Below are 19,957 nucleotides of genomic sequence, written 5' to 3'. Positions count from 1 at the left end.
AAAGAATCATTTGAAATTCGATTATCTGAAATTCGGGCGTTTGAGTTTGATTTCCTAATTATGAGATTGGATTAGTTAAGAGTGGTTGAGAGATGTATCAGCATTAGAAAGGAAGTAATGTATGGATTTTTCAAAAAAAACATTAGTTGAATTGCGCGAGATTGCAAAAGAAAAAGGTTTGAAAGGAATCACGGCATTGCGTAAGCCGGAGTTGATTCAGCGGTTGATGGAAGTTTCCGAGGAAACGAAAAGAGAGCCGGAGGTTATGCCGGAGAGAACGATGGAGAGAAAGCCGGTTTCCCAGAGAGCACCGATGGAACGTCAGACAAGACCGGTAAGACAAGACCGCATGGAACGGAATGACCGTCAGGACAGATACGAACGTCGTCCGATGCGTCGCAATGAAAATGGTTACGGCAACGGCGGTTACAGCAATAATTATAACGGCGGCTATAACAACAACGGTTATAACAGTTATAACAATAACTATGGCAGCAATAGTTATGAGCGGAACAATAACTACAGCAATAACAATTACAGCAACAATAACTACAGCAATAATAATTACAGCAATAACAATAATTATGGCAATAATAACTATAGCAGCAATAATAATTATGGCAGTAACAGTAACTATAACAGCGGTTATAACAATAATAGCTATAATAATGGCTACGAACGAAAAAATGATTCCTATAGCGATAGAAGAAATGACTCATACAGTGATAGAAATGATAGAAGAAATGATTCACACAGTGAGAGAACATATAATTCGCATGAAAGAACTTATCACTCCGAGAGACCGCAGCAGCATGAACGTGTGTCACAGTCGAACTATTATTACAATAATCGTCCACAGAAGTATCATGATGGAAGCGATGGGCTGATTTCGATTGTTAAAGATCGTCAAATTACGGAGGTACATCCGTCTGAATTGAAAGAATTAGACAGTGGTATTACGAAAAATGGTATTTTGGAGATTATGCCGGAAAATTATGGATTTATCCGCTGTGATAATTTCCTTCCGGGTGAAGATGATGTATATGTAGCACCACAGTTTATTCGTCGTTTTGGACTGCGTACCGGTGACATTATTGAGGGGAATTTAAAAACGAGAAACCAGAGTGAAAAGTTCAGTGCACTGTTGTATATGACAAAAGTAAATGGATATTCACCGACCTATTTGTATAATCGTAAAAAGTTTGAGGATTTGACACCAATTTTTCCGAATAACAGGATTCATTTAGAAACACCGGGAGCAGGAGTATCGATGCGTATGCTCGATTTGATTGCACCGATTGGTAAGGGGCAGCGTGGTATGATTGTTTCCCAGCCAAAAACCGGAAAGACAACCTTGTTAAAACAGGTTGCGAAAGCGGTTACGACAAACTATCCGAAAATGAAACTGATTGTTCTTCTGATTGATGAGAGACCGGAGGAAGTTACGGATATTAAAGAGTCGATTGAGGGCGAACAGGTAGAAGTCATTTATTCTACATTTGATGAATTACCGGAAAATCACAAACGTGTATCGGAAATGGTAATTGAGCATGCAAAACGCCTTGTGGAAAGCGGCGAGGATGTAATGATTCTGTTAGACAGTATTACACGTCTGGCAAGAGCTTACAACCTGACTGTAACACCGAGCGGACGTACCCTTTCCGGTGGTCTTGACCCGGCGGCGCTGCATATGCCAAAACGTTTCTTTGGTGCTGCACGAAATATGCGTGAAGGCGGCAGTCTGACGATTCTTGCTACGGCGCTTGTAGATACCGGAAGCCATATGGATGATGTTGTATTTGAAGAATTTAAGGGAACCGGTAATATGGAACTTGTATTAGACCGCAGTTTATCGGAAAAACGTATTTTCCCTGCGATAGATATTCAGAAATCAAGTACACGCCGTGAAGATTTACTGTTAGACAGTGAAGAACAGGAAGCAGTAGTCAAAATCCGAAAAGCACTTGGCGGTATGAAAGCAGAACCTGCCTTAGAGCAGATTTTGAATTTGTTTAAACGAACCAAGGACAATAAGGAATTCATTGAAACTGTTAAAAAAATGCATTTATAATTAAAAAGTGCTTGCAATTAAAGGTGGAACATGATATAATGAGCAAGCAGTTTTTGAGCAAGACAATTATCCTTTTATATATAAGGAAAATACAAGTAGTGAGGTGAAATGAACATGAGAGAGGGAATTCATCCGGAATATTACCAGGCAAAAGTGATTTGCAACTGTGGTAATACGTTTGAGACAGGCTCAACAAAAGAAGAGATTCACGTTGAAGTTTGTTCTAAGTGCCATCCATTCTATACCGGACAGCAGAAGTCGGTAGCAGCTCGTGGTGCAATCGATAAGTTCAATCGTAAGTATGGCTTGAAATAGTGGATTGAGAATGTGGGCAGAGTCGGCGTGACTCTGCCCTTTTTTCCATGTTTAATGAAAGGAGAGTATTCATGAGGTATTCAAAGCTTGGCGGTCAGGCAGTCATCGAAGGCGTGATGATGAAGCATGAAAAAGAATATTCGGTTGCCGTCCGTAAGCCGGATGGTGGAATTGAAGTGACGAAAAAAGCGACATCGAGTATTCGGGATAAGTACAAAATAGCGTCTCTGCCGATTATCCGTGGAATGGTGATATTTGCTGAGTCTTTGTCGACGGGAATGAAAACATTAAATTATTCGGCTTCTTTTTTTGAAGAGGAGGAAAAAGAGGCGAAAGAAAAAAATGAGAGAAAAGAAAGCCTTGTTATGGGGCTTGTTATGCTGCTTGCTATTGTGCTGGCGGTTGGAATCTTTGTGATTGTTCCATTTCTTATTTCCGAAGCATTGAAACGCCCGGTGCCTTCGCCTCAATTGCGTGGATTGATTGAGGGTGTCATTCGTGTGGCTCTTTTTGTTGCTTATGTGAAACTGATTTCTTGTATGGAAGATATTAAGCGTGTGTTTATGTATCACGGGGCAGAGCATAAATCGATTAACTGCGTGGAAAATGGCAAAGAATTAACGGTGGAAAATGTTCGTATGCAGACGACGGTTCACAAACGCTGTGGAACAAGTTTTCTTTTGATTGTTATGTTTGTCAGTATTTTGTTTTTCATGTTTATTGTAGTAGGAAATGTGTGGCTCCGTATGGTGCTGCGTATTTTATTGATTCCGGTTATTGCAGGCTTGTCTTATGAATTCATCCGCTATGCGGGAGAGCATGATAATAAAGTTATTAATGTGTTAAGTAAACCGGGACTTATGCTGCAGAGTCTTACAACAAAAGAGCCGGATGACTCGATGATTGAAGTGGCAATTGCGGCGGTGGAAGCAGTATTTGACTGGAAAGCCTTTCTTGAGGAAGAAAAAACAGAAAACGAAGAGGAACCGGTAGAAGAGGTTAAGGAAAAGGTTGAGGACGAAATCGAGATTCTCAGCATTGATGACGAGGATGATGGAGAGAAAGATGAAATTTTGAATGCTCTTGACCGTTATTTTGAAGCACCGGAACCATCGGACGAAGAAAAGAAGGAATCAGACACATGACGTGGCAGGAACTTTTAAACGAAGGCGAAAAACGATTATCGAAAAAAGGTGTACCGGAGGCAAAATTAAATGCATGGTATTTATTTTCGGATTGTTTTGAAACGTCAAAGAGCGGTTTCTTTTTAAATCAGGAATTGGAGGCAGAAAGTGAGAAAACGGAGCGTTTTTTTTCACTGATTGCGAAACGGTGCGAGCGGATTCCGCTCGAATATCTGTTAGGCGAAACGGAGTTTATGGGACTTCCGTTTTTGGTCAATGAAAATGTCCTGATACCGAGGCAGGATACTGAGTGTCTGGTAGAGGAAGTGCTGAAAAAATGCGAGGAAGCAGATGTGCTTGATTTGTGTACGGGTTCCGGATGCATTGGAATTAGTCTAGGGAAACTTGGCAACTGTAAGAGTGTAACGCTTTCGGATATATCGGAGGGAGCACTTTTTACAGCGAAGGAAAATGCGGGGAGAAATCAAGTGGATGTCACTTGTATTCAGAGTGATTTATTTGCGGATATCGAAGGTACGTTTGATGTGATTGTATCGAATCCGCCTTATATTGAAAGTGATGAGATTTTGATGCTGATGCCGGAAGTAAGGGATTATGAGCCAAGACTCGCCTTAGATGGCAGTGCGGATGGTCTTTTGTTTTATCGGTGCATTATAAAAGAGGCACCGAAATATTTAAAGGAAAATGGTTATTTGTTCTTTGAAATTGGCTGTGAACAGGCAGACGCGGTAAGCGGGCTGATGGAAGCGGCAGGGTTCAAAGAAATTACAATAAAAAAAGATTACTGTGGACGAAACCGGATTGTGTTTGGTTTACAGACGGAAATGGTTCGTTAGGAGGAAGCATATGTTTGACAAATTAGAAGATATTTTGTTTCGTTATGATGAAGTGCTGAAGGAATTAAGTGAGCCGGAGGTGTTAAATGATGCATCGAGATATCAGAAACTGATGAAAGAACAGTCAGATTTGGAGCCGATTGTGGAAAAATACCGCGAATATAAGGAGACAAAAGCGGGGATTGAAGATAGTTTGGCGATGCTCGAAGAGGAAACTGACGAGGAAATGAGAGAACTCGCAAAAGAGGAACTCAATGAGTGCAAAGGGAAAATTGACGACATTGAGAATGAACTTCGCATTTTGCTTCTGCCAAAGGACCCGAATGATGATAAAAACGTAATCGTGGAGATTCGTGCCGGTGCCGGTGGCGATGAGGCTGCGTTGTTTGCTGCTGATTTGTATCGTATGTACTGTAAGTTTGCAGAGGCAAACCATTGGAAAGTGGATACAATGAATTCAAATGAAAATGGCATCGGTGGATTTAAAGAAATTGTTTTTATGATTAATGGAACCGGTGCATATTCAAAATTAAAATATGAAAGTGGCGTACACCGTGTGCAGCGAATTCCGGCGACAGAGTCCGGCGGACGAATCCATACTTCGACAGCTACTGTGGCAATTATGCCGGAAGTGGAGGAAGTGGAAGTGGAATTGGACATGAATGATTGTAAATTTGACGTGTTCCGTGCCTCCGGAAACGGTGGACAGTGTGTCAATACGACAGATTCAGCGGTGCGCTTAACTCATATTCCGACCGGCATCGTTATTTCATGTCAGGATGAAAAATCACAGTTGAAAAATAAGGATAAGGCGCTGAAGGTGCTTCGTGCGAGACTATATGAACTGGAGCGCGCCAAGGCGCACGATGCGGAAGCGGAGGAGAGAAGAAGCCAGATTGGTACCGGAGACCGCTCGGAGAAAATCCGCACCTACAATTATCCACAGGGAAGGGTGACGGATCACCGAATTAAACTTACACTTCATAAGCTGGATTCGATTATCAATGGGGATTTGAATGAAGTTATTGATAGTTTGATTGCTGCGGATCAGGCAGCAAAACTGGCAAAAATGAATCAGAATTGAGTAGAAAAGGAGAGGGGATTATGACACGTACGAAATTGTATTCGGAACTTTTTAACAGATATAACCGCGAACGAAGACAGTTTTTTTTAGATTGCAGGGAAGAGAGTGGCAGACAGAATTTAAGAATGTTAAGAAAAATTACGGTTTTATTGGTGCCATTCATTTTGTTTGCATTTTTCTTTACGCCATTTTTGATTCGTGGATGGACTATTTCATTATCGTATTATGTATTGTTTGGATTTGTTGTTTTGACAGCAGGAATTTCAATTTTTTATGCTTCGAGACCAAAGATTTATTATCGTGCGGCAAATACAATTTGTACATTATTTATACTGGGGATGTTTATAATAACTGCATGGATTGACATTTTTCCGTACCGTAATGCCCCGGCTAGTTTTGTGCCGCTGTTACTGATTGTAACACCAACGGTATTTATTCTTCGCTTTCGATTGATTATACCATTAATGGCAATTGTTGATTTGGTTTACTCAATTGTTACTCTTTGGTATAAAGTTCCGCGTATTGCCCAATCTGACGTCTTTACGGCATTTATTGGATTGGTGCTTGGTTATATGATGACACTTACGATTGTGCAGCTTCGAATCCGTGATAATAATGCGAAGCGTGAGTATCAGAGACGCTGTATGGTAGACCCGGTTACGGGAATTTTGAATAAGTTTTCATTTGAAAATTCTCTGCGTGACACTTTAAATGCAAGGGATGAGACACATGAATGTGCACTTCTTCTTGTTGATATTGATAATATGAAGCGCATGAATGATGAACTTGGTAAACTTGTCGGCGATATGTTTTTGGAAAATGTTGCGGAGTTTTTGACAAGTATTTTTCGTGGCTCGGATATCATTGGACGTGTTGGCGGGGATGAGTTTATGGTTTATGTCAGAAACTTAAAGAGTGAGGACTGGCTGGCTGGAAAATGCTCCCGTATTCAGCACGAAATAAAAGCAATATCGAATGAGAATGGAAATATCAATATGACTTGCAGTATCGGAGCTGCTGTAGCAGGAAAAGTCCCGGTTTCGTTTGAGCAGATGTATACGCAGGCGGATGACTCGCTTTATAAAGCAAAGACACGTGGCAGAGGTAAATATGTACTGCATTATGTCCATAAGGAAAGGGAAGTGATTCATTAATGAAGCGTTTCGGCAGGAAAAAAGAATTTACAACGACGAGAATTATGGCAGTTGGATTTTTTGTTGCTATTGTAATTGGAACATTTCTTTTAATGCTTCCGCTTTCTTCGAAAACAGGAAAAGTAACGGGAATTGTGGATGCACTGTTTACTTCGACTACATCGGTATGTGTGACCGGCCTTGTGACGGTGCCTACATACGCACACTGGAGTCTGTTCGGACAGGTTGTGATTGCACTTTTGGCGCAGGTTGGCGGCTTAGGTGTAATTACGTTTACCACGATGTTTATGTTGATTCTGCGTCGCCGGATTGGCATGAAAGAAAGACTTTTGATTCAGGATGCGTATAACCTCGATACGATTCAGGGGCTTGTTGTTTTGGTGAAAAAAATTCTAAAGGGGACCCTTGTCGTAGAGACAGTGGGTGCCCTTCTTTATATGACGGTGTTTATTCCGGATTACGGTTTGGCGGGAATCTGGTATTCCGTTTTTAATGCCGTGTCCGCATTTTGCAATGCCGGGATGGATGTAATCGGACCGGATAGTTTGAGCCGTTATGTCGGAAATCCGGTTGTGAATATTACAACAATGGGGCTGATTATTTTAGGAGGACTAGGTTTCCCGGTCTGGTGGAATGTATTGGATGTTATGAAACAGAGAAAACGAAAACGCCGAACCGGAAGGGAATCTTTACATTATTTATCGTTAAATGCAAAACTTGTACTTTTTATGACAGCTTTTTTGATTGTGGTTGGTGCTATTTTGATATTAATTCTTGAATATCAAAATCCGGCAACACTTGGTCCTTTGTCTTTTTTTGATAAAATTCAGGCAGCTTTTTTTCAGTCAGTAACGACAAGAACGGCAGGATTTTGTACCATTTCACAGTCAGGGTTAAATAAGTCGACTGCCCTTGTGTGCTGTCTTTTAATGTTTATTGGCGGGTCACCGTCCGGTACAGCAGGAGGAATCAAAACAACGACGATTGCAGTACTTGTATTAACGGTTGTTTCCATTATTAAGGGGCGTCGTGATACGGAAATGTTTGGACGGAGAGTCAGTGATATGGCGGTGCGCCGTGCGTTGTCGATTTTTGCCGTGAGTTTCAGTGTAATGTTAGGAGCTACAGTCATTTTAGCGGCAGTTCAGCCGGGCAATTTTATTGATTGTCTGTATGAAATTGTTTCTGCCATTGCGACGGTTGGATTAAGCAGAGATTTTACCCCGCATTTGACTACGGTGTCGCGGTTAATTATTATAGTAACAATGTATATTGGACGAATCGGTCCGATTTCGCTTGCCCTGTTTTTTAACTCCAAGCGCTTTGTGAATGTAAAAACGTACCCGAAAGAGCGGGTTTCTGTTGGATAGGAGGAATACGATGAAACGAAAAGAATTTGTTGTGTTTGGTGTTGGTGATTTTGGTATGTATGTTGCGAAAACCCTTGCCAATTCCGGTGCTACCGTGATGGTAGTGGATAAAGATGAGGAGCGGTTAGAGCAGATTGCTTCGGAAGTGACGCATACAATTTGTGCAGATGCCACAAACCCGGAAGCGGTAAAACAGTTAGGAATTGGAAATTACGACGGTGCGATTATCGGCATCGGACGGAGTTTGGAAACCAGTGCCCTGATTACGATGCAGTTAAAAGAATTGAATGTGCCATTTATCATGGCAAAGGCATCCACTGATATGGAAGGAAGAATTTTGAGCCGTATCGGGGCAGACAAAGTAATTTTTCCTGACCGTGCAATGGGAATCCGTGTTGGCAACGATATTATGAATGGTAATTATTTTGAGGCAATTGAACTCTCGGATGAATATAGTATTGTGGATATGGCAGTGCCGTCAAACTGGGCGGGAAAAACATTGGAGCAGTTAAATATCCGCTCACGCTATGGCATCAGTATTATCGGTATCCGTGGATTGGAAGAGACTAATGTAAATCCATCCGCATCGTATGCACTGCATCCACAGGATGTTTTAATTGTTTTGGGACATAATACAGAGATACAGAAGTTACGGGAGATGAAAGAATGATTGAGTCAGCAGCAAATGCAAAATTTAAGCGCATCCAGAAACTGATGAAGCAGGCAAGAGCAAGAAAAAAAGAAGGTGTCTTTGTCGTAGAGGGATGGAAAATGGTGCGTGAGGCATTGCAGAGAGATTTGGTACAGGAATTGTACTGTGATGAAAAAGAAGAACAAGCATTAGCCAAAGAACTGGCAAAACTGCAAAAACGTCCGGCGATTGAGGTGCTTAAGACAGCGTTATTTAAGCAGATGTCAGACACCGTAAATCCACAGGGGGTTTTGGCGGTTATCACAATGCCGTCTTATGACAGGGAGCAAATGATTTCCTCGGATGAATGTAAGCTTCTCTGCCTCGAAAACATACAAGATCCCGGTAATCTGGGAACAATGTTTCGGACAGCAGAAGGGGCCGGTATGTCGGGTGTTGTTTTGTCGTCCGGCTGTGTAGATTTGTTTAATCCAAAAGTTGTGCGCTCGACGATGGGAGCAATGTTTCGTGTCCCATTTTATATCTGCGAGTCAATGAGCGAGGAGATGAAACAGCTGCAAAATCAGTCATTTCACTTTTATGCCGCTCATTTACAGGGCAAGAAAAACTTCCGCGAGGAAACGTATGATGGACGCATCGGCATCTTAATCGGCAACGAGGCAAATGGACTGAGTGATGAAGTCACCGCCCTTGCCGATAAAAAAGTAATCATTCCGATGGAGGGCGAACTGGAGTCGTTAAATGCAGCAGTGTCGGCTGCGTTGTTGATGTATGAGGTGCAGCGGAATAAGCAGCTATAGTTTCCGTAATTTAGTACAAAAAGTTTGTTCCTCATGGGCCGCTCTCACTCGTTGAGTTGCGTAGCGGTATGGGCACTGAAACTACCAGTGCCACATACCGACGCACTCAAAACCCATGAGCCCCAAAACTTTTTGTACTAAATTACTGGAAATTATAGAAAACTAGCCGTAAATGCTAGGCGTGAAAGCATTCTGAATTGGTAAGCAACTTGTTTTGAGGCAACATTTAGTAGAGTACAGCGAGAGTTATTTCGCTTTTGATTGCTTATACTATTGGTAGTTGCCAACTTATTTGGGGTTCCGGTGATTTATGAAGAAAAGATTTGCGTAAAGAGGTAGTTGCCAACTTATTTAGGATTCCAGTAATTTATTCGAAAAGATTTGTATGGCGTGGGTACAAATGCGCAAGTATGAGACATGCGTAGTTTGCATGTCGATACTTCTGCGTATTTGTCTAGCGGGAGCGCCCACGACATGCAAACTTTTCGAATAAAATACGGAAACTAAAAAAATGGCAGCGCCCACGAGACGCAAAACTTTCTACTGAATTACGGAAAATAAAAAATTCCCACCCCCACGCCACAAACAAAATCTGTTAAAATTTTGACAAAAACCTAATTTTTTAGTATGATAAGGAGAAACAGTGAATAAAATGAAAGGGAGGATTCGAGACGATGTTGACGATTTTTTGGCTTGTACTGGTAGCCATTATGTTGGTAATTGAGATTTTTACACTGGGTCTTACGACAATTTGGTTTAGTCTTGGCGGCGTGGCAGCGGCAATTGCAGCAGGACTTAACAGCCCTTTGTGGTTACAGATTGTTTTGTTTGCCGGCGTGTCGGTTGTGGTTATGGTTTTAGTTCGTCCGTTTGCTGTAAAAGTGCTTGACAAAAATCGTGCCAAGACCAATATCGATGAACTGCCGGGGCAGAAAGCAGAAGTTATCGAAACAATTGATAATGAAAAGGGAAGTGGCACGGTACGTCTTCGTGGTGTCGAATGGATGGCACGCAGTGTAGATGACACGGTGATTGAAGAGGGAAAAGTAGTAACGATTCAATCGGTTTCCGGTGTCAAGTTACTGGTAAAAGAGTGATAAAAACAGCGCAAAAGCGCGGAATGGAGGCATGTTATGGGAAGCGAAATGGAGATTAGTCTGGTACCGATTATTATTGTTGTAATTGTAGCAATTTTGCTTTGTGTACTGGCATCTTGTATTAAAATTGTGCCACAGGCACAGGCGTTTATTGTTGAAAGACTGGGCGGCTATCAGTGTACATGGTCGGTTGGACTGCATTTTAAGGTTCCGATTATTGACAAGGTAGCTAGAAAAGTTCTGTTAAAAGAGCAGGTGATGGATTTCCCGCCACAGCCGGTAATTACAAAGGATAATGTAACGATGCAGATTGACACCGTTGTATTTTTCCAGATTACGGATCCGAAGCTTTTTACGTACGGGGTGGAAAATCCGATTATGGCAATTGAAAATCTGACGGCGACTACACTTAGAAATATCATTGGTGATTTGGAATTAGACCAGACACTTACGTCACGTGAGACAATTAATACGCATATGCGTTCCAATCTGGACATTGCGACTGACCCGTGGGGAATCAAAGTAAACCGTGTGGAATTGAAAAACATCATTCCACCGAGAGAAATTCAGGACTCCATGGAGAAGCAGATGAAGGCGGAGCGTGAGAGACGTGAATCTATTCTTCGTGCGGAAGGTGAGAAGAAATCGACAGTCCTTGTAGCAGAAGGTAAAAAGGAGTCTGCGATTTTGGAAGCGGAAGCAGAAAAAGAAGCAGCAATCCTTCGTGCAGAAGCAAAGAAAGAAGCAATGATTCGCGAGGCAGAAGGTAAGGCTCAGGCGATTGCAGAGGTCCAGAAGGCGACAGCAGAAGGCCTGAAATACTTAAATGAAGCTGCACCGACGGAATCGGTTCTGACTTTGAAGAGTTTGGAAGCATTTGAAAAAGCAAGTGACGGCCAGGCAACCAAAATTATCATTCCATCGGAAATTCAGGGGATTGCAGGACTGGCAAAATCCGTGATTGAAACATGTAAAGAAAAATAACACAGAGAAAAGAGTGAAAAAAATGAATTTACAAGGAAGAAATTTTTTGACGCTAAAGGATTTTACACCGGAAGAGATTCGCTATTTTCTGGATACAGCAAAAGAGTTGAAGGAAAAGAAGAAAAATCATGTTCCAATGAAAGAATTTGAGGGACGAAATATTGCCCTGATTTTTGAAAAAACAAGTACGAGAACACGTTGCTCATTTGAAGTCGCAGCGCATGATTTGGGAATGGGTGTGACATACTTAGATCCAAGTGGTTCCCAGATTGGCAAGAAAGAAAGTATTGCGGATACGGCACGTGTGCTTGGACGTATGTTCGACGGTATTGAGTACCGTGGCTTTGGACAGGAAATTGTTGAAGAACTGGCAGAGTATGCCGGTGTGCCGGTTTGGAACGGACTGACGAATGAATATCATCCGACTCAGATGCTTGCCGACCTTCTTACCATTGAGGAGCAGTTTGGACATTTGGAAGGAATCCGTCTGACTTATATGGGAGATGCCCGTTATAACATGGGAAATTCTCTGATGATTGCGTGCAGCAAGATGGGAATGCATTTTACTGCCTGCGCACCAAAAGAATATTTTCCAAATAAAGAACTGGTTGCCTTGTGTGAGGAATATGCAAAAGAAAGCGGTGGCAGCATTACTCTCACAGAAGATGTAAAAGAGGGAACAAAAGATGCAGATGTTCTTTATACCGATGTATGGGTTTCTATGGGTGAGCCGGATGAAGTCTGGAAAGAGAGAATTGAGGCATTAAGTCCTTATCAGATTAACAAAGCGGCAATGGATAATGCAAAAGAAAATGCTGTATTTATGCATTGTCTGCCGGCATTCCATGATTTGAAAACTAAGATTGGAAAAGAAATCCATGAAAAATATGGATTGACGGAAATGGAAGTAACAGATGAAGTGTTTGAAAAATATGCTGACGTGGTATTTCGCGAGGCAGAAAACCGCATGCACACAATTAAAGCGGTTATGTATGTGACACTTCCAAGGTAAAGCAACGAAAGGAGCTAATATGAGCAATAACTTAAACGCCGGATATCGAAATGAGTGGTTACATAAGATGGCATCGGTGTGTGAAGCGAGCAGCACCATTGACTCTACTCTTTATGAAAAATATGAAGTAAAGCGCGGACTCCGTGATTTGAATGGACGTGGTGTATTGACCGGCCTCACAGAAATTTCAGAGATTCAATCAACAAAAATTTCCGATGGGGTACAAGTTCCCTGCGATGGTAAATTATTTTATCAAGGCATTGATATTGAGGAGATCGTGGATGGGTTTCTATCTGAAAAACGGTTTGGATATGAGGAAGTTGTGTATCTTCTGATTTTTGGAAAACTGCCGAATGAATCTGAACTGGAAGAACTCAAGGACATGTTAGCCAATTATCGTCAAAGCCTGCCAACCAGCTTTGTACGTGATATTATTATGAAAGCACCAAGTGTTGACCTTATGAATACACTCGGACGAAGCGTTCTTACGTTATATTCTTATGACGACAGAGCAGACGATATTACTACGGAAAATGTGCTGCGCCAGTGTTTGCAGTTAGTCGCACTGTTTCCGATGTTTGCGGTATATGGTTATCAGGCGGCATGCTATTTCCATGAAGGAACCAGTTTCTTTCTGCATCCGCCAAAAGCGGAGTATTCGACCGCAGAAAATATTCTGCATATGCTTCGCCCGGACAGCAAATTTTCACCGTTAGAGGCAAAAATTTTAGACATTGCCCTCGTGCTTCATGCAGAGCATGGCGGCGGTAATAACTCGACATTTACGGACCATGTAGTAACCTCATCAGGAACCGATACTTATGCGGCCATTTCGGCAGCACTCGGTTCGCTGAAAGGACCAAGACACGGTGGAGCAAATAAAAAAGTATCGCAGATGTTTGACGATATGAAACGGAAAGTTAAAAACTGGGAAGATGAGGATGAAGTAGAATCGTATTTGATTGCCCTTCTGAATCAGCAGGCATTTGACCGTGCCGGTTTGATTTACGGTATGGGACACGCGGTGTACTCAATTTCTGACCCGCGTGCGAGAACGTTCCGCAAATTTGTCCAGAAACTTGCCGATGAAAAGGGGCTTCAGAAAGAATTTGCCCTTTACAATCTGGTCGAAAAACTGGCACCAAAAGTCATTGCGAATGAGCGTCATATTTATAAAGGTGTTAGTGCAAATATCGATTTTTACAGCGGACTTGTATATAGCATGCTGGGGATTCCGCACGAGCTCTATACTCCGATTTTCGCAATTGGACGTATCGCCGGCTGGAGTGCGCACCGTTTAGAGGAACTTGTCAATGCCGGGAAAATCATTCGTCCGGCTTATAAAGCAGTGGCAAAACATAAACCATATACACCGTTAAGTGAACGGGATTAGGAGGTTTTCCATGCAGGAACAACAGATTTTGTGCGCGTGCAGTGCCTATGAGCAGAAATATTATTTAAATCCGCGTTATGCATCGCTTCCATCCGCGATTCAGGATGAACTGCAGATTATGGCGGTGACGATGACGGAAGATGTCGGCGGTGTATTTACCATGGAATTTGATGAAGATGGCTCCCTTTATATGTCTACGACGGCAAAGGAAAATGATTTCTTCTATGATGAAATCGGAAGCCATTTGAAAATTAAACAATACCGTGTAAAATACGCAGAACTTTTAGAAAATTTAGAGACTTACTATAAAACATTTTTTATTGACGGAGTGAACGAATGAAATCATTTACTCTGAATGGGGGCTATTATGTTACTGGCGATTGATATCGGAAATACAAATTTGACATTTGGACTTTTTCAAGGAGAAAAAATTCTGCATAAGTTCCGGCTGACAACCAGTCTGCCGAGAACTTCGGATGAGTTTGGTGTCCAGATTGTGGAGCAGTTATCTCACAAAGATGTGTCTGCGGACGACGTTGAGGATGTCATTATCTGCTCCGTTGTGCCAAAGATTATGTATTCTCTGACAAGCGGTGTAAAAAAATATCTTGACTGTGATCCGATGATTGTGGGAAATGGGACAAAATCGGGTATCCGTATTGCAACAACGAATCCGATGGAAATTGGAGCAGACCGTGTCGTGGATGCGGTCGGTGCTTACTTTTTGTATGGCGGGCCGGTGTTTGTCATTGATTACGGCACGGCTACGACATATGATTTGGTGACGGAAGACGGTGCATTTGTTGCAGGTGTCACGGCACCCGGTATAAGAATCAGTGCGAAAGCACTTTGGAGCAATGCAGCAAAACTTCCGGAAATTGAAATTATAAAACCGGAGTCGATTATGGCGAAAACCACGATTACAAGTATGCAGGCAGGACTTGTGTATGGAACGATTGGACAGGCGGAATATATCATTGACAAGTTCCGTGAAGAATCGGGTTATCAGAATATGAAAGTTGTGGCAACCGGCGGGCTCGGACGCATTATTTCAGAGGGCACCGATAAGATTGATATTTATGATTCAGAGCTGACCTTACAGGGCATGCGTCTGATTTATGAGAGGACGAAAAAGAGTGAAGATGGGAAGTAACAAACTGAAAATCGGCAATGTAAGCTTAGATGGCAATATTGTATTAGCACCAATGGCAGGGGTTACGGACCTGCCATTTCGTCTGCTTTGCAAAGAGCAGGGAGCGGATTTAATCTGCACAGAAATGGTGAGTGCAAAAGGCATTTTTTATAATAATAAAAATACCGAGGATTTGCTTCGGATTGATGACAGGGAACGCCCGGTATCGCTGCAGTTATTTGGCTCAGACCCGGATATTATCAGTGAGATGGCAAAAAAAATTGAGCATCGGAATTTTGACATCTTAGATATCAATATGGGGTGTCCTGTGCCAAAGGTTGTAAATAATGGCGAGGGTTCTGCTCTCCTTAAAAACATTCCGCTTGCGGCAAAAATTATTGAGAAAACGGTAAAAGCGATTGACAAACCGGTGACGGTGAAATTTCGCAAAGGATTTGGTGCGGACGAAGTGCAGGCAATCGAGATGGCAAAGGCGGCGGAAGCAGCAGGCGCAGCGGCTATGGCAGTACATGGCAGAACAAGAGAGCAGTATTACAGTGGAAAGGCTGACTGGGAGATAATTGCCAAAGTGAAAGATACGGTGTCAATTCCGGTCATTGGAAATGGAGATATTTTTACGCCGGAAGATGCCAAAAATATGATGGAGCAGACAAATTGTGATGGTGTGATGATTGGCCGCGGCGCACAGGGAAATCCGTGGATTTTTCATCAGATTAAGACATATTTAGAAACCGGAATGGTACCGGAAAAACCACCTTTTTCTGAAGTGTGCCGGATGATTCTGCGCCATGCAAAAATGCAGATTGAGTGGAAAGGCGAAAAACGCGGCATGCGTGAAATGCGAAGCCACGCGGCGTGGTACACCGCGGGTTACCCACATTCTGCTTCTCTGCGGCGTGCAATGAACACAGTGGAGACATATGCACAGTTAGAGGAACTATTTTCCATTTAACAGAAAATCACAACTTTATGTCCGAATTATCAAAGTATGAACACAGGCTGTTCATACTTTTTCTTTAGATTAAAGGTAGAAAATGTAAAGAATACGATGAGCAGTATGACAAATTCCATGAACGACATGATTGATACCGTTTCCATTGCGATTGCGTTTATCGCCGGCATTTCCCTTTTAGTAGGCGGAATCGGCGTTATGAATATTATGCTTGTTTCAATTACCGAGCGTACCAGAGAAATCGGTACGCGCAAGGCGCTTGGCGCAAAGAACAGCTCCATCCGCCTGCAATTTATTATAGAAGCGGTTATCCTCTGCTTGCTGGGAGGCGTCTTTGGGAATTTATTCTCGGAGCCGCCGCCGCTTCCCTCCTAGGCTATGCGGCATCTGCTCCGGTGGCTGCCATCATTGGTTCCGTTGTATTTTCCATGATTATCGGCGTGTTCTTCGGTTACTATCCGGCGAACAAAGCGGCGAGACTTGACCCGATTGAAGCACTTCGGTATGAGTAGAAAATAGGAAATCATAAAAAAGAAAGTCATATTTACCTGTACCCGCAGGTAGATGTGGCTTTTTTTTGAAGTAAAAACCGACCAAATGTGGTATTCTTTTATCTAATAGTTGTAGTACTTAATTTCAAGGCCTTGGAAGAAAGGAACATACCATGGACAAAAAACTTGTGTTACAAGCGAAAAAGCACGACAAAGAAGCCTTTGTGAAACTGGTGGAGAATTATCAGGTGAGTATGTATAAGACCGCAATTGCTATTTTGCAAAATGACGAGGATGCGGCAGATGCCATACAGGAAACGATTCTTATCTGCTGGGAAAAAATAGGTTCTTTGCGAAATGCTAAATTTTTTAAAACGTGGATGACGCGGATTTTAATTCACCGGTGTTATGCGATTTATAATGAAAATAAGCGGACGGTTGCGGCAGACAATTTTCCGGATGTCATGGACTGCTCGGATAAATACGGAGAAATCGAGTGGCAGGAAATGCTTGGTTTTCTAAATGAAAAGCAGCGTATCGTTGTGGAGCTTTATTACGGGCAGCAGTTTAAAGTCCGGGAAATTGCGGGGGCACTGCAAATTGGACAAAGTGCGGTAAAAAGCAGGCTGCAGTCAGCGAGAAAGACTTTGGAGCAATTTTATGAGATTGGGAAAGAAGCATCACCTGACAGCGACGGACGCTTATGAATTGGAGGGATTTAGTATGGATAGATTTACAAAATGGCTTGGCAATATTCGGAGAACGGATGAGGTGCCGGATGCGGTAAAACAGACAATTTGTGATACATTGCAGAATCTGCCGGATGCACCGGAGAATAAAATTGAAAACCGCACGTGGAAACATCTGGCGGTGGCAGCTTGTGTTGTTATTTTGATATGCGGCAGCGTGCTTGCGGTAAATCCGTCACTTGCGGCAAATCTTCCGATTCTTGGAACCATTTTTCAAAAGGTAGAGAAGGGAGTTATTTACTCCGGTGAGTATAAGGATGCGAAAAAGATTACACAGGAAAAGGAAAACCATTTAAGTGCACAAAGCCAAGGAATCAAACTGACGGCGTCGGAAGTTTACTGCGATGGATTTTCTGTGTATGTTACGATGAAAATGCAGGCAGAGCAGATGGATTTTTCAAAGGAAGGAAATGGAATCTGTGTGAAAGCACAGTATAGTTTTGGAAAACAGATGTCAAAAGAAGATTCCGACATTTTGATGGATGGAAAATGTGTTGACAAGCATGCGTTTATCGGAATGATGAAATTTGATAAAGAGGATGTCATTAAGAAAGACGGAACTCTTCGGATTCGGATTTTGACGGTTTATCTTCAGGATAAAGAGCAGTCTATCTGCGGTTCATGGAATTTTGAAATCCCGTATACGGTTTATAAAAAAGGGAGTAGAGAGATTGCAGTCAATAAAAAGCTAAACAGTCATTTGGCAGTAAAAAGTGTGTTTGTTTCCCCTTATCAGATTGTTGTGTTTACAAAGGAGAGCGGAGGCGTGCACAGTCAGATTGCATTGTTTGATCAGAACGGCGAGAAGATTTCTTTTGAAGAAGTTGGTGAGAAAAAAGGTCCATGGGAGCAGAAAATTTATGCAAGGAGAGGGCGTGTGATAACGAAATTGTATGGTTATGTCACAACGGCAGATAACCTCAAATTGTATCGCGCAAAAACAAGGAAAGAAGCAAAAAAACTTTCCAAGTATCAGTTTTGTGTGGATATTTTGTAGGGGAAATTAAGAAGTAAACTTGATAGAAAGTGAGGCAGCGAATGAAGAAAATAGGTATAGCAGTCATGATACTGGCGGTAATAGGAGTGGCGGTTGCCGCAGGTGTTTTTGTCACAGGGCATCCAGAGACGACAAAAGTAGAACAGAAACACGAAAAGATAAAAAAGGAAGGAAAAGCGTATGCCGGCAAATACCGGATGAACATATTGCTTGACACCAACAACAAGGTTCTTTCCGGAACGGTCCGTGCGACACTAAAAAATGCGACCGATGATGATTTGAAGAGTATTTGCGTGCGCAACTGGGCAGCCGCTATTTTGCAGGAGAAAACGAACCAGAAAAAGAAAGTGTGCAAAACTGAGATAACCTCCGCAAGAATCGGAGGACATATTTTGCAGATTGATAAAAAAGAAGATGCGTCAGTTCTTTATTTATCCGATAAGAACCGGGTTTTAGCACCGGCCCGCGAGTGTGTAACTGTTGAATTTTCATTCCGCACCGAGATTCCAAAACAGAAAAACCGATTTGGCTATATCTCTTATGACGGGCATGAAATGTATCAGCTTTCGTTTTGTTTTCCCTGTATCTCTCGCTATCAAAAGGGGGCGTGGAACGAAAATCCTTATGTGGGTGACAACGATGAGACGTATGTGTATGAGGCAGCAGATTATGAAGTTACATTCCGGCATCCGAAAAAATACACGATTGCAGCAACCGGCACGCAGCACTCTGTGCAGGATGGAACAACGATTACCGGCAAAAAGTTAAGAGAGTTTGCAGCGGTTTTGTCGGATGATTTTTGCCGGCTGGATGCGAAGACCGGCAGTACAACGATTTCAATTTTGGGACCAAATTATGAGAAAAATCAGAGCTATTACAAATATTCCATGCAGCTTGCGAAAGAGGCAGTCCGCATTTTTTCGGAAAAAATAGGTTTGTATCCGTTTTCACAGTTAAAAATCGTGCATTGCTTTATGAACAGCGCGATGGAATATCCGGGGCTTTGTATGATTGGCATGCCGGATGTGAAGGACTTTCGCAAAATTAACAAGAATTCTTACGGGGGACTGGAAGCGCATGTTCCGCATGAAATCGCTCACCAGTGGTTTTATGCTGCAATCGGCAACGACTCGTACAAGGAGCCGTGGCTTGACGAGGGCTTTTGTGAGTTCTGTGAAGACGTGTTATTCCCTTATTATGCAAATAAAAAATTACAGAAAAAACTGTGGAGCGACAAGTATTCCACCCGCAAAGACATGGACCGATGGTTCCGAAAAATCGTCATCCCCCAGTCCTCCCGCACCAAAGCAATCAACCGAAGCGTAAGCGATTATCAGGACAAGCCGGACGAATACTCAAACTCTGTTTACGAGGGCGGCAAACTATTCCTGTATGAACTGTGGAAAACAATGGGCGATAAAACATTCTTTCAAATGCTGCATAAATATTATCAGACATATCAATTTCAAATCGTAACAACAGACGACTTTTTGAAAATTGTGCGGTCGTATGGAACGGATAAGAAAGTTGAAAGAATAATAGGGAGATACATAGAAGAAAAGTAAATATGGAAAAGGTATTTGTTGAAAATCTTTTCAGTATTCCAGTAATTTAATAAAACAGCTTTGTGAACCCGTGGGTTTTGAGTACGTCGGTATGAGGCACTGGTAGTTTCAGTGTCCATACCGCTACGTACTCAACG

General features: G+C 42.3%; 19 protein-coding genes and 1 pseudogene. All 20 read left to right on the top strand.

Annotation, left to right across the window (positions count from 1 at the left end; translation table 11 throughout):
* Nucleotides 1-121 precede the first annotated feature (121 nt).
* The 20 genes and pseudogenes from rho (at nucleotide 122) to DW019_RS06500 (ending at nucleotide 19,820) form a co-directional block, all read left to right on the top strand.
* Entirely contained in the window at nucleotides 122-2,071 is a 1,950-nt protein-coding gene (gene rho, locus DW019_RS06595) for a transcription termination factor Rho (protein WP_118442894.1), read from the top strand.
* 114 nt (nucleotides 2,072-2,185) lie between these two features.
* Nucleotides 2,186-2,386 carry a 50S ribosomal protein L31 gene (rpmE, locus tag DW019_RS06590; protein ID WP_022376309.1) on the top strand — a complete coding sequence of 67 codons (201 nt, stop codon included), beginning with the start codon at nucleotides 2,186-2,188 and terminating at the stop codon, nucleotides 2,384-2,386.
* Nucleotides 2,387-2,457: 71 nt separating this feature from the next.
* The gene (locus DW019_RS06585) at nucleotides 2,458-3,531 is read left to right on the top strand and encodes a DUF1385 domain-containing protein (protein ID WP_118442893.1); all 1,074 of its coding nucleotides are present in this window, start codon (nucleotides 2,458-2,460) and stop codon (nucleotides 3,529-3,531) included.
* On the top strand, nucleotides 3,528-4,367 hold the full coding sequence (gene prmC / locus DW019_RS06580; RefSeq protein WP_118442892.1) for a peptide chain release factor N(5)-glutamine methyltransferase: 840 nt from the start codon (nucleotides 3,528-3,530) through the stop codon (nucleotides 4,365-4,367). The genes DW019_RS06585 and prmC overlap by 4 nt, the downstream gene beginning before the upstream one ends.
* A 10-nt stretch (nucleotides 4,368-4,377) precedes the next feature.
* Nucleotides 4,378-5,451 carry a peptide chain release factor 1 gene (gene prfA, locus DW019_RS06575; protein ID WP_022376306.1) on the top strand — a complete coding sequence of 358 codons (1,074 nt, stop codon included), beginning with the start codon at nucleotides 4,378-4,380 and terminating at the stop codon, nucleotides 5,449-5,451.
* Nucleotides 5,452-5,471: 20 nt separating this feature from the next.
* The gene (locus DW019_RS06570; RefSeq protein WP_118442891.1) at nucleotides 5,472-6,605 is read left to right on the top strand and encodes a GGDEF domain-containing protein; all 1,134 of its coding nucleotides are present in this window, start codon (nucleotides 5,472-5,474) and stop codon (nucleotides 6,603-6,605) included.
* On the top strand, nucleotides 6,605-7,975 hold the full coding sequence (locus DW019_RS06565; RefSeq protein ID WP_118442890.1) for a TrkH family potassium uptake protein: 1,371 nt from the start codon (nucleotides 6,605-6,607) through the stop codon (nucleotides 7,973-7,975). Before DW019_RS06570 ends, DW019_RS06565 begins: the two co-directional genes overlap by 1 nt.
* 10 nt (nucleotides 7,976-7,985) lie before the next feature.
* Nucleotides 7,986-8,645: a TrkA family potassium uptake protein gene (locus DW019_RS06560; protein ID WP_118442889.1), complete on the top strand. Its 660-nt coding sequence runs from the start codon at nucleotides 7,986-7,988 to the stop codon at nucleotides 8,643-8,645.
* Nucleotides 8,642-9,427: an RNA methyltransferase gene (locus DW019_RS06555; protein ID WP_118442888.1), complete on the top strand. Its 786-nt coding sequence runs from the start codon at nucleotides 8,642-8,644 to the stop codon at nucleotides 9,425-9,427. Before DW019_RS06560 ends, DW019_RS06555 begins: the two co-directional genes overlap by 4 nt.
* A gap of 674 nt (nucleotides 9,428-10,101) precedes the next feature.
* A complete protein-coding gene (locus DW019_RS06550) occupies nucleotides 10,102-10,524 on the top strand; it encodes an NfeD family protein (protein ID WP_118442887.1) in 423 nt (140 codons plus the stop codon).
* A 36-nt stretch (nucleotides 10,525-10,560) separates the two neighbouring features.
* Nucleotides 10,561-11,508, top strand: a complete 948-nt coding sequence (locus DW019_RS06545; protein WP_347474407.1) for an SPFH domain-containing protein — start codon at nucleotides 10,561-10,563, stop codon at nucleotides 11,506-11,508.
* A 22-nt stretch (nucleotides 11,509-11,530) separates the two neighbouring features.
* Nucleotides 11,531-12,520, top strand: a complete 990-nt coding sequence (gene argF / locus DW019_RS06540) for an ornithine carbamoyltransferase (protein WP_118442908.1) — start codon at nucleotides 11,531-11,533, stop codon at nucleotides 12,518-12,520.
* A gap of 19 nt (nucleotides 12,521-12,539) precedes the next feature.
* On the top strand, nucleotides 12,540-13,913 hold the full coding sequence (locus DW019_RS06535; RefSeq protein ID WP_118442886.1) for a citrate/2-methylcitrate synthase: 1,374 nt from the start codon (nucleotides 12,540-12,542) through the stop codon (nucleotides 13,911-13,913).
* Between the two features lie 10 nt (nucleotides 13,914-13,923).
* Complete coding sequence (locus DW019_RS06530) at nucleotides 13,924-14,253, top strand: DUF6145 family protein (RefSeq protein ID WP_118442885.1); 330 nt, start codon at nucleotides 13,924-13,926, stop codon at nucleotides 14,251-14,253.
* 27 nt (nucleotides 14,254-14,280) lie between these two features.
* Nucleotides 14,281-15,066, top strand: coding sequence for a type III pantothenate kinase (locus DW019_RS06525; protein ID WP_022375783.1), 786 nt, complete (start codon nucleotides 14,281-14,283; stop codon nucleotides 15,064-15,066).
* Nucleotides 15,056-16,018 carry a tRNA dihydrouridine synthase DusB gene (gene dusB, locus DW019_RS06520; protein ID WP_118442884.1) on the top strand — a complete coding sequence of 321 codons (963 nt, stop codon included), beginning with the start codon at nucleotides 15,056-15,058 and terminating at the stop codon, nucleotides 16,016-16,018. Before DW019_RS06525 ends, dusB begins: the two co-directional genes overlap by 11 nt.
* Nucleotides 16,019-16,132: 114 nt before the next feature.
* Nucleotides 16,133-16,530: pseudogene (locus DW019_RS06515) on the top strand (FtsX-like permease family protein); the annotation flags it as partial.
* A gap of 152 nt (nucleotides 16,531-16,682) precedes the next feature.
* Nucleotides 16,683-17,216: a sigma-70 family RNA polymerase sigma factor gene (locus DW019_RS06510; RefSeq protein WP_118442883.1), complete on the top strand. Its 534-nt coding sequence runs from the start codon at nucleotides 16,683-16,685 to the stop codon at nucleotides 17,214-17,216.
* Nucleotides 17,170-18,255, top strand: coding sequence for a DUF4179 domain-containing protein (locus DW019_RS06505; RefSeq protein ID WP_118442882.1), 1,086 nt, complete (start codon nucleotides 17,170-17,172; stop codon nucleotides 18,253-18,255). Before DW019_RS06510 ends, DW019_RS06505 begins: the two co-directional genes overlap by 47 nt.
* Nucleotides 18,256-18,296: 41 nt before the next feature.
* The gene (locus tag DW019_RS06500) at nucleotides 18,297-19,820 is read left to right on the top strand and encodes a M1 family metallopeptidase (protein WP_118442881.1); all 1,524 of its coding nucleotides are present in this window, start codon (nucleotides 18,297-18,299) and stop codon (nucleotides 19,818-19,820) included.
* Nucleotides 19,821-19,957: the final 137 nt, after the last annotated feature.

It is taken from the genome of Clostridium sp. AF37-5, assembly GCF_003477605.1.
Taxonomy (GTDB): domain Bacteria; phylum Bacillota; class Clostridia; order Lachnospirales; family Lachnospiraceae; genus Eubacterium_F.
The sequence above is the reverse complement of the archived record's forward strand: the minus strand, read 5'-3'. Positions and strand labels throughout refer to the sequence as shown.

Bases quoted from the DNA above. Each gene is read 5' to 3' on its own strand.
- rho (WP_118442894.1), top strand. From the start codon at position 122: ATGGATTTTTCAAAAAAAACATTAGTTGAATTGCGCGAGATTGCAAAA.
- rpmE (WP_022376309.1), top strand. From the start codon at position 2,186: ATGAGAGAGGGAATTCATCCGGAATATTACCAGGCAAAAGTGATTTGC.
- DW019_RS06585 (WP_118442893.1), top strand. From the start codon at position 2,458: ATGAGGTATTCAAAGCTTGGCGGTCAGGCAGTCATCGAAGGCGTGATG.
- prmC (WP_118442892.1), top strand. From the start codon at position 3,528: ATGACGTGGCAGGAACTTTTAAACGAAGGCGAAAAACGATTATCGAAA.
- prfA (WP_022376306.1), top strand. From the start codon at position 4,378: ATGTTTGACAAATTAGAAGATATTTTGTTTCGTTATGATGAAGTGCTG.
- DW019_RS06570 (WP_118442891.1), top strand. From the start codon at position 5,472: ATGACACGTACGAAATTGTATTCGGAACTTTTTAACAGATATAACCGC.
- DW019_RS06565 (WP_118442890.1), top strand. From the start codon at position 6,605: ATGAAGCGTTTCGGCAGGAAAAAAGAATTTACAACGACGAGAATTATG.
- DW019_RS06560 (WP_118442889.1), top strand. From the start codon at position 7,986: ATGAAACGAAAAGAATTTGTTGTGTTTGGTGTTGGTGATTTTGGTATG.
- DW019_RS06555 (WP_118442888.1), top strand. From the start codon at position 8,642: ATGATTGAGTCAGCAGCAAATGCAAAATTTAAGCGCATCCAGAAACTG.
- DW019_RS06550 (WP_118442887.1), top strand. From the start codon at position 10,102: ATGTTGACGATTTTTTGGCTTGTACTGGTAGCCATTATGTTGGTAATT.
- DW019_RS06545 (WP_347474407.1), top strand. From the start codon at position 10,561: ATGGGAAGCGAAATGGAGATTAGTCTGGTACCGATTATTATTGTTGTA.
- argF (WP_118442908.1), top strand. From the start codon at position 11,531: ATGAATTTACAAGGAAGAAATTTTTTGACGCTAAAGGATTTTACACCG.
- DW019_RS06535 (WP_118442886.1), top strand. From the start codon at position 12,540: ATGAGCAATAACTTAAACGCCGGATATCGAAATGAGTGGTTACATAAG.
- DW019_RS06530 (WP_118442885.1), top strand. From the start codon at position 13,924: ATGCAGGAACAACAGATTTTGTGCGCGTGCAGTGCCTATGAGCAGAAA.
- DW019_RS06525 (WP_022375783.1), top strand. From the start codon at position 14,281: ATGTTACTGGCGATTGATATCGGAAATACAAATTTGACATTTGGACTT.
- dusB (WP_118442884.1), top strand. From the start codon at position 15,056: ATGGGAAGTAACAAACTGAAAATCGGCAATGTAAGCTTAGATGGCAAT.
- DW019_RS06510 (WP_118442883.1), top strand. From the start codon at position 16,683: ATGGACAAAAAACTTGTGTTACAAGCGAAAAAGCACGACAAAGAAGCC.
- DW019_RS06505 (WP_118442882.1), top strand. From the start codon at position 17,170: ATGAGATTGGGAAAGAAGCATCACCTGACAGCGACGGACGCTTATGAA.
- DW019_RS06500 (WP_118442881.1), top strand. From the start codon at position 18,297: ATGAAGAAAATAGGTATAGCAGTCATGATACTGGCGGTAATAGGAGTG.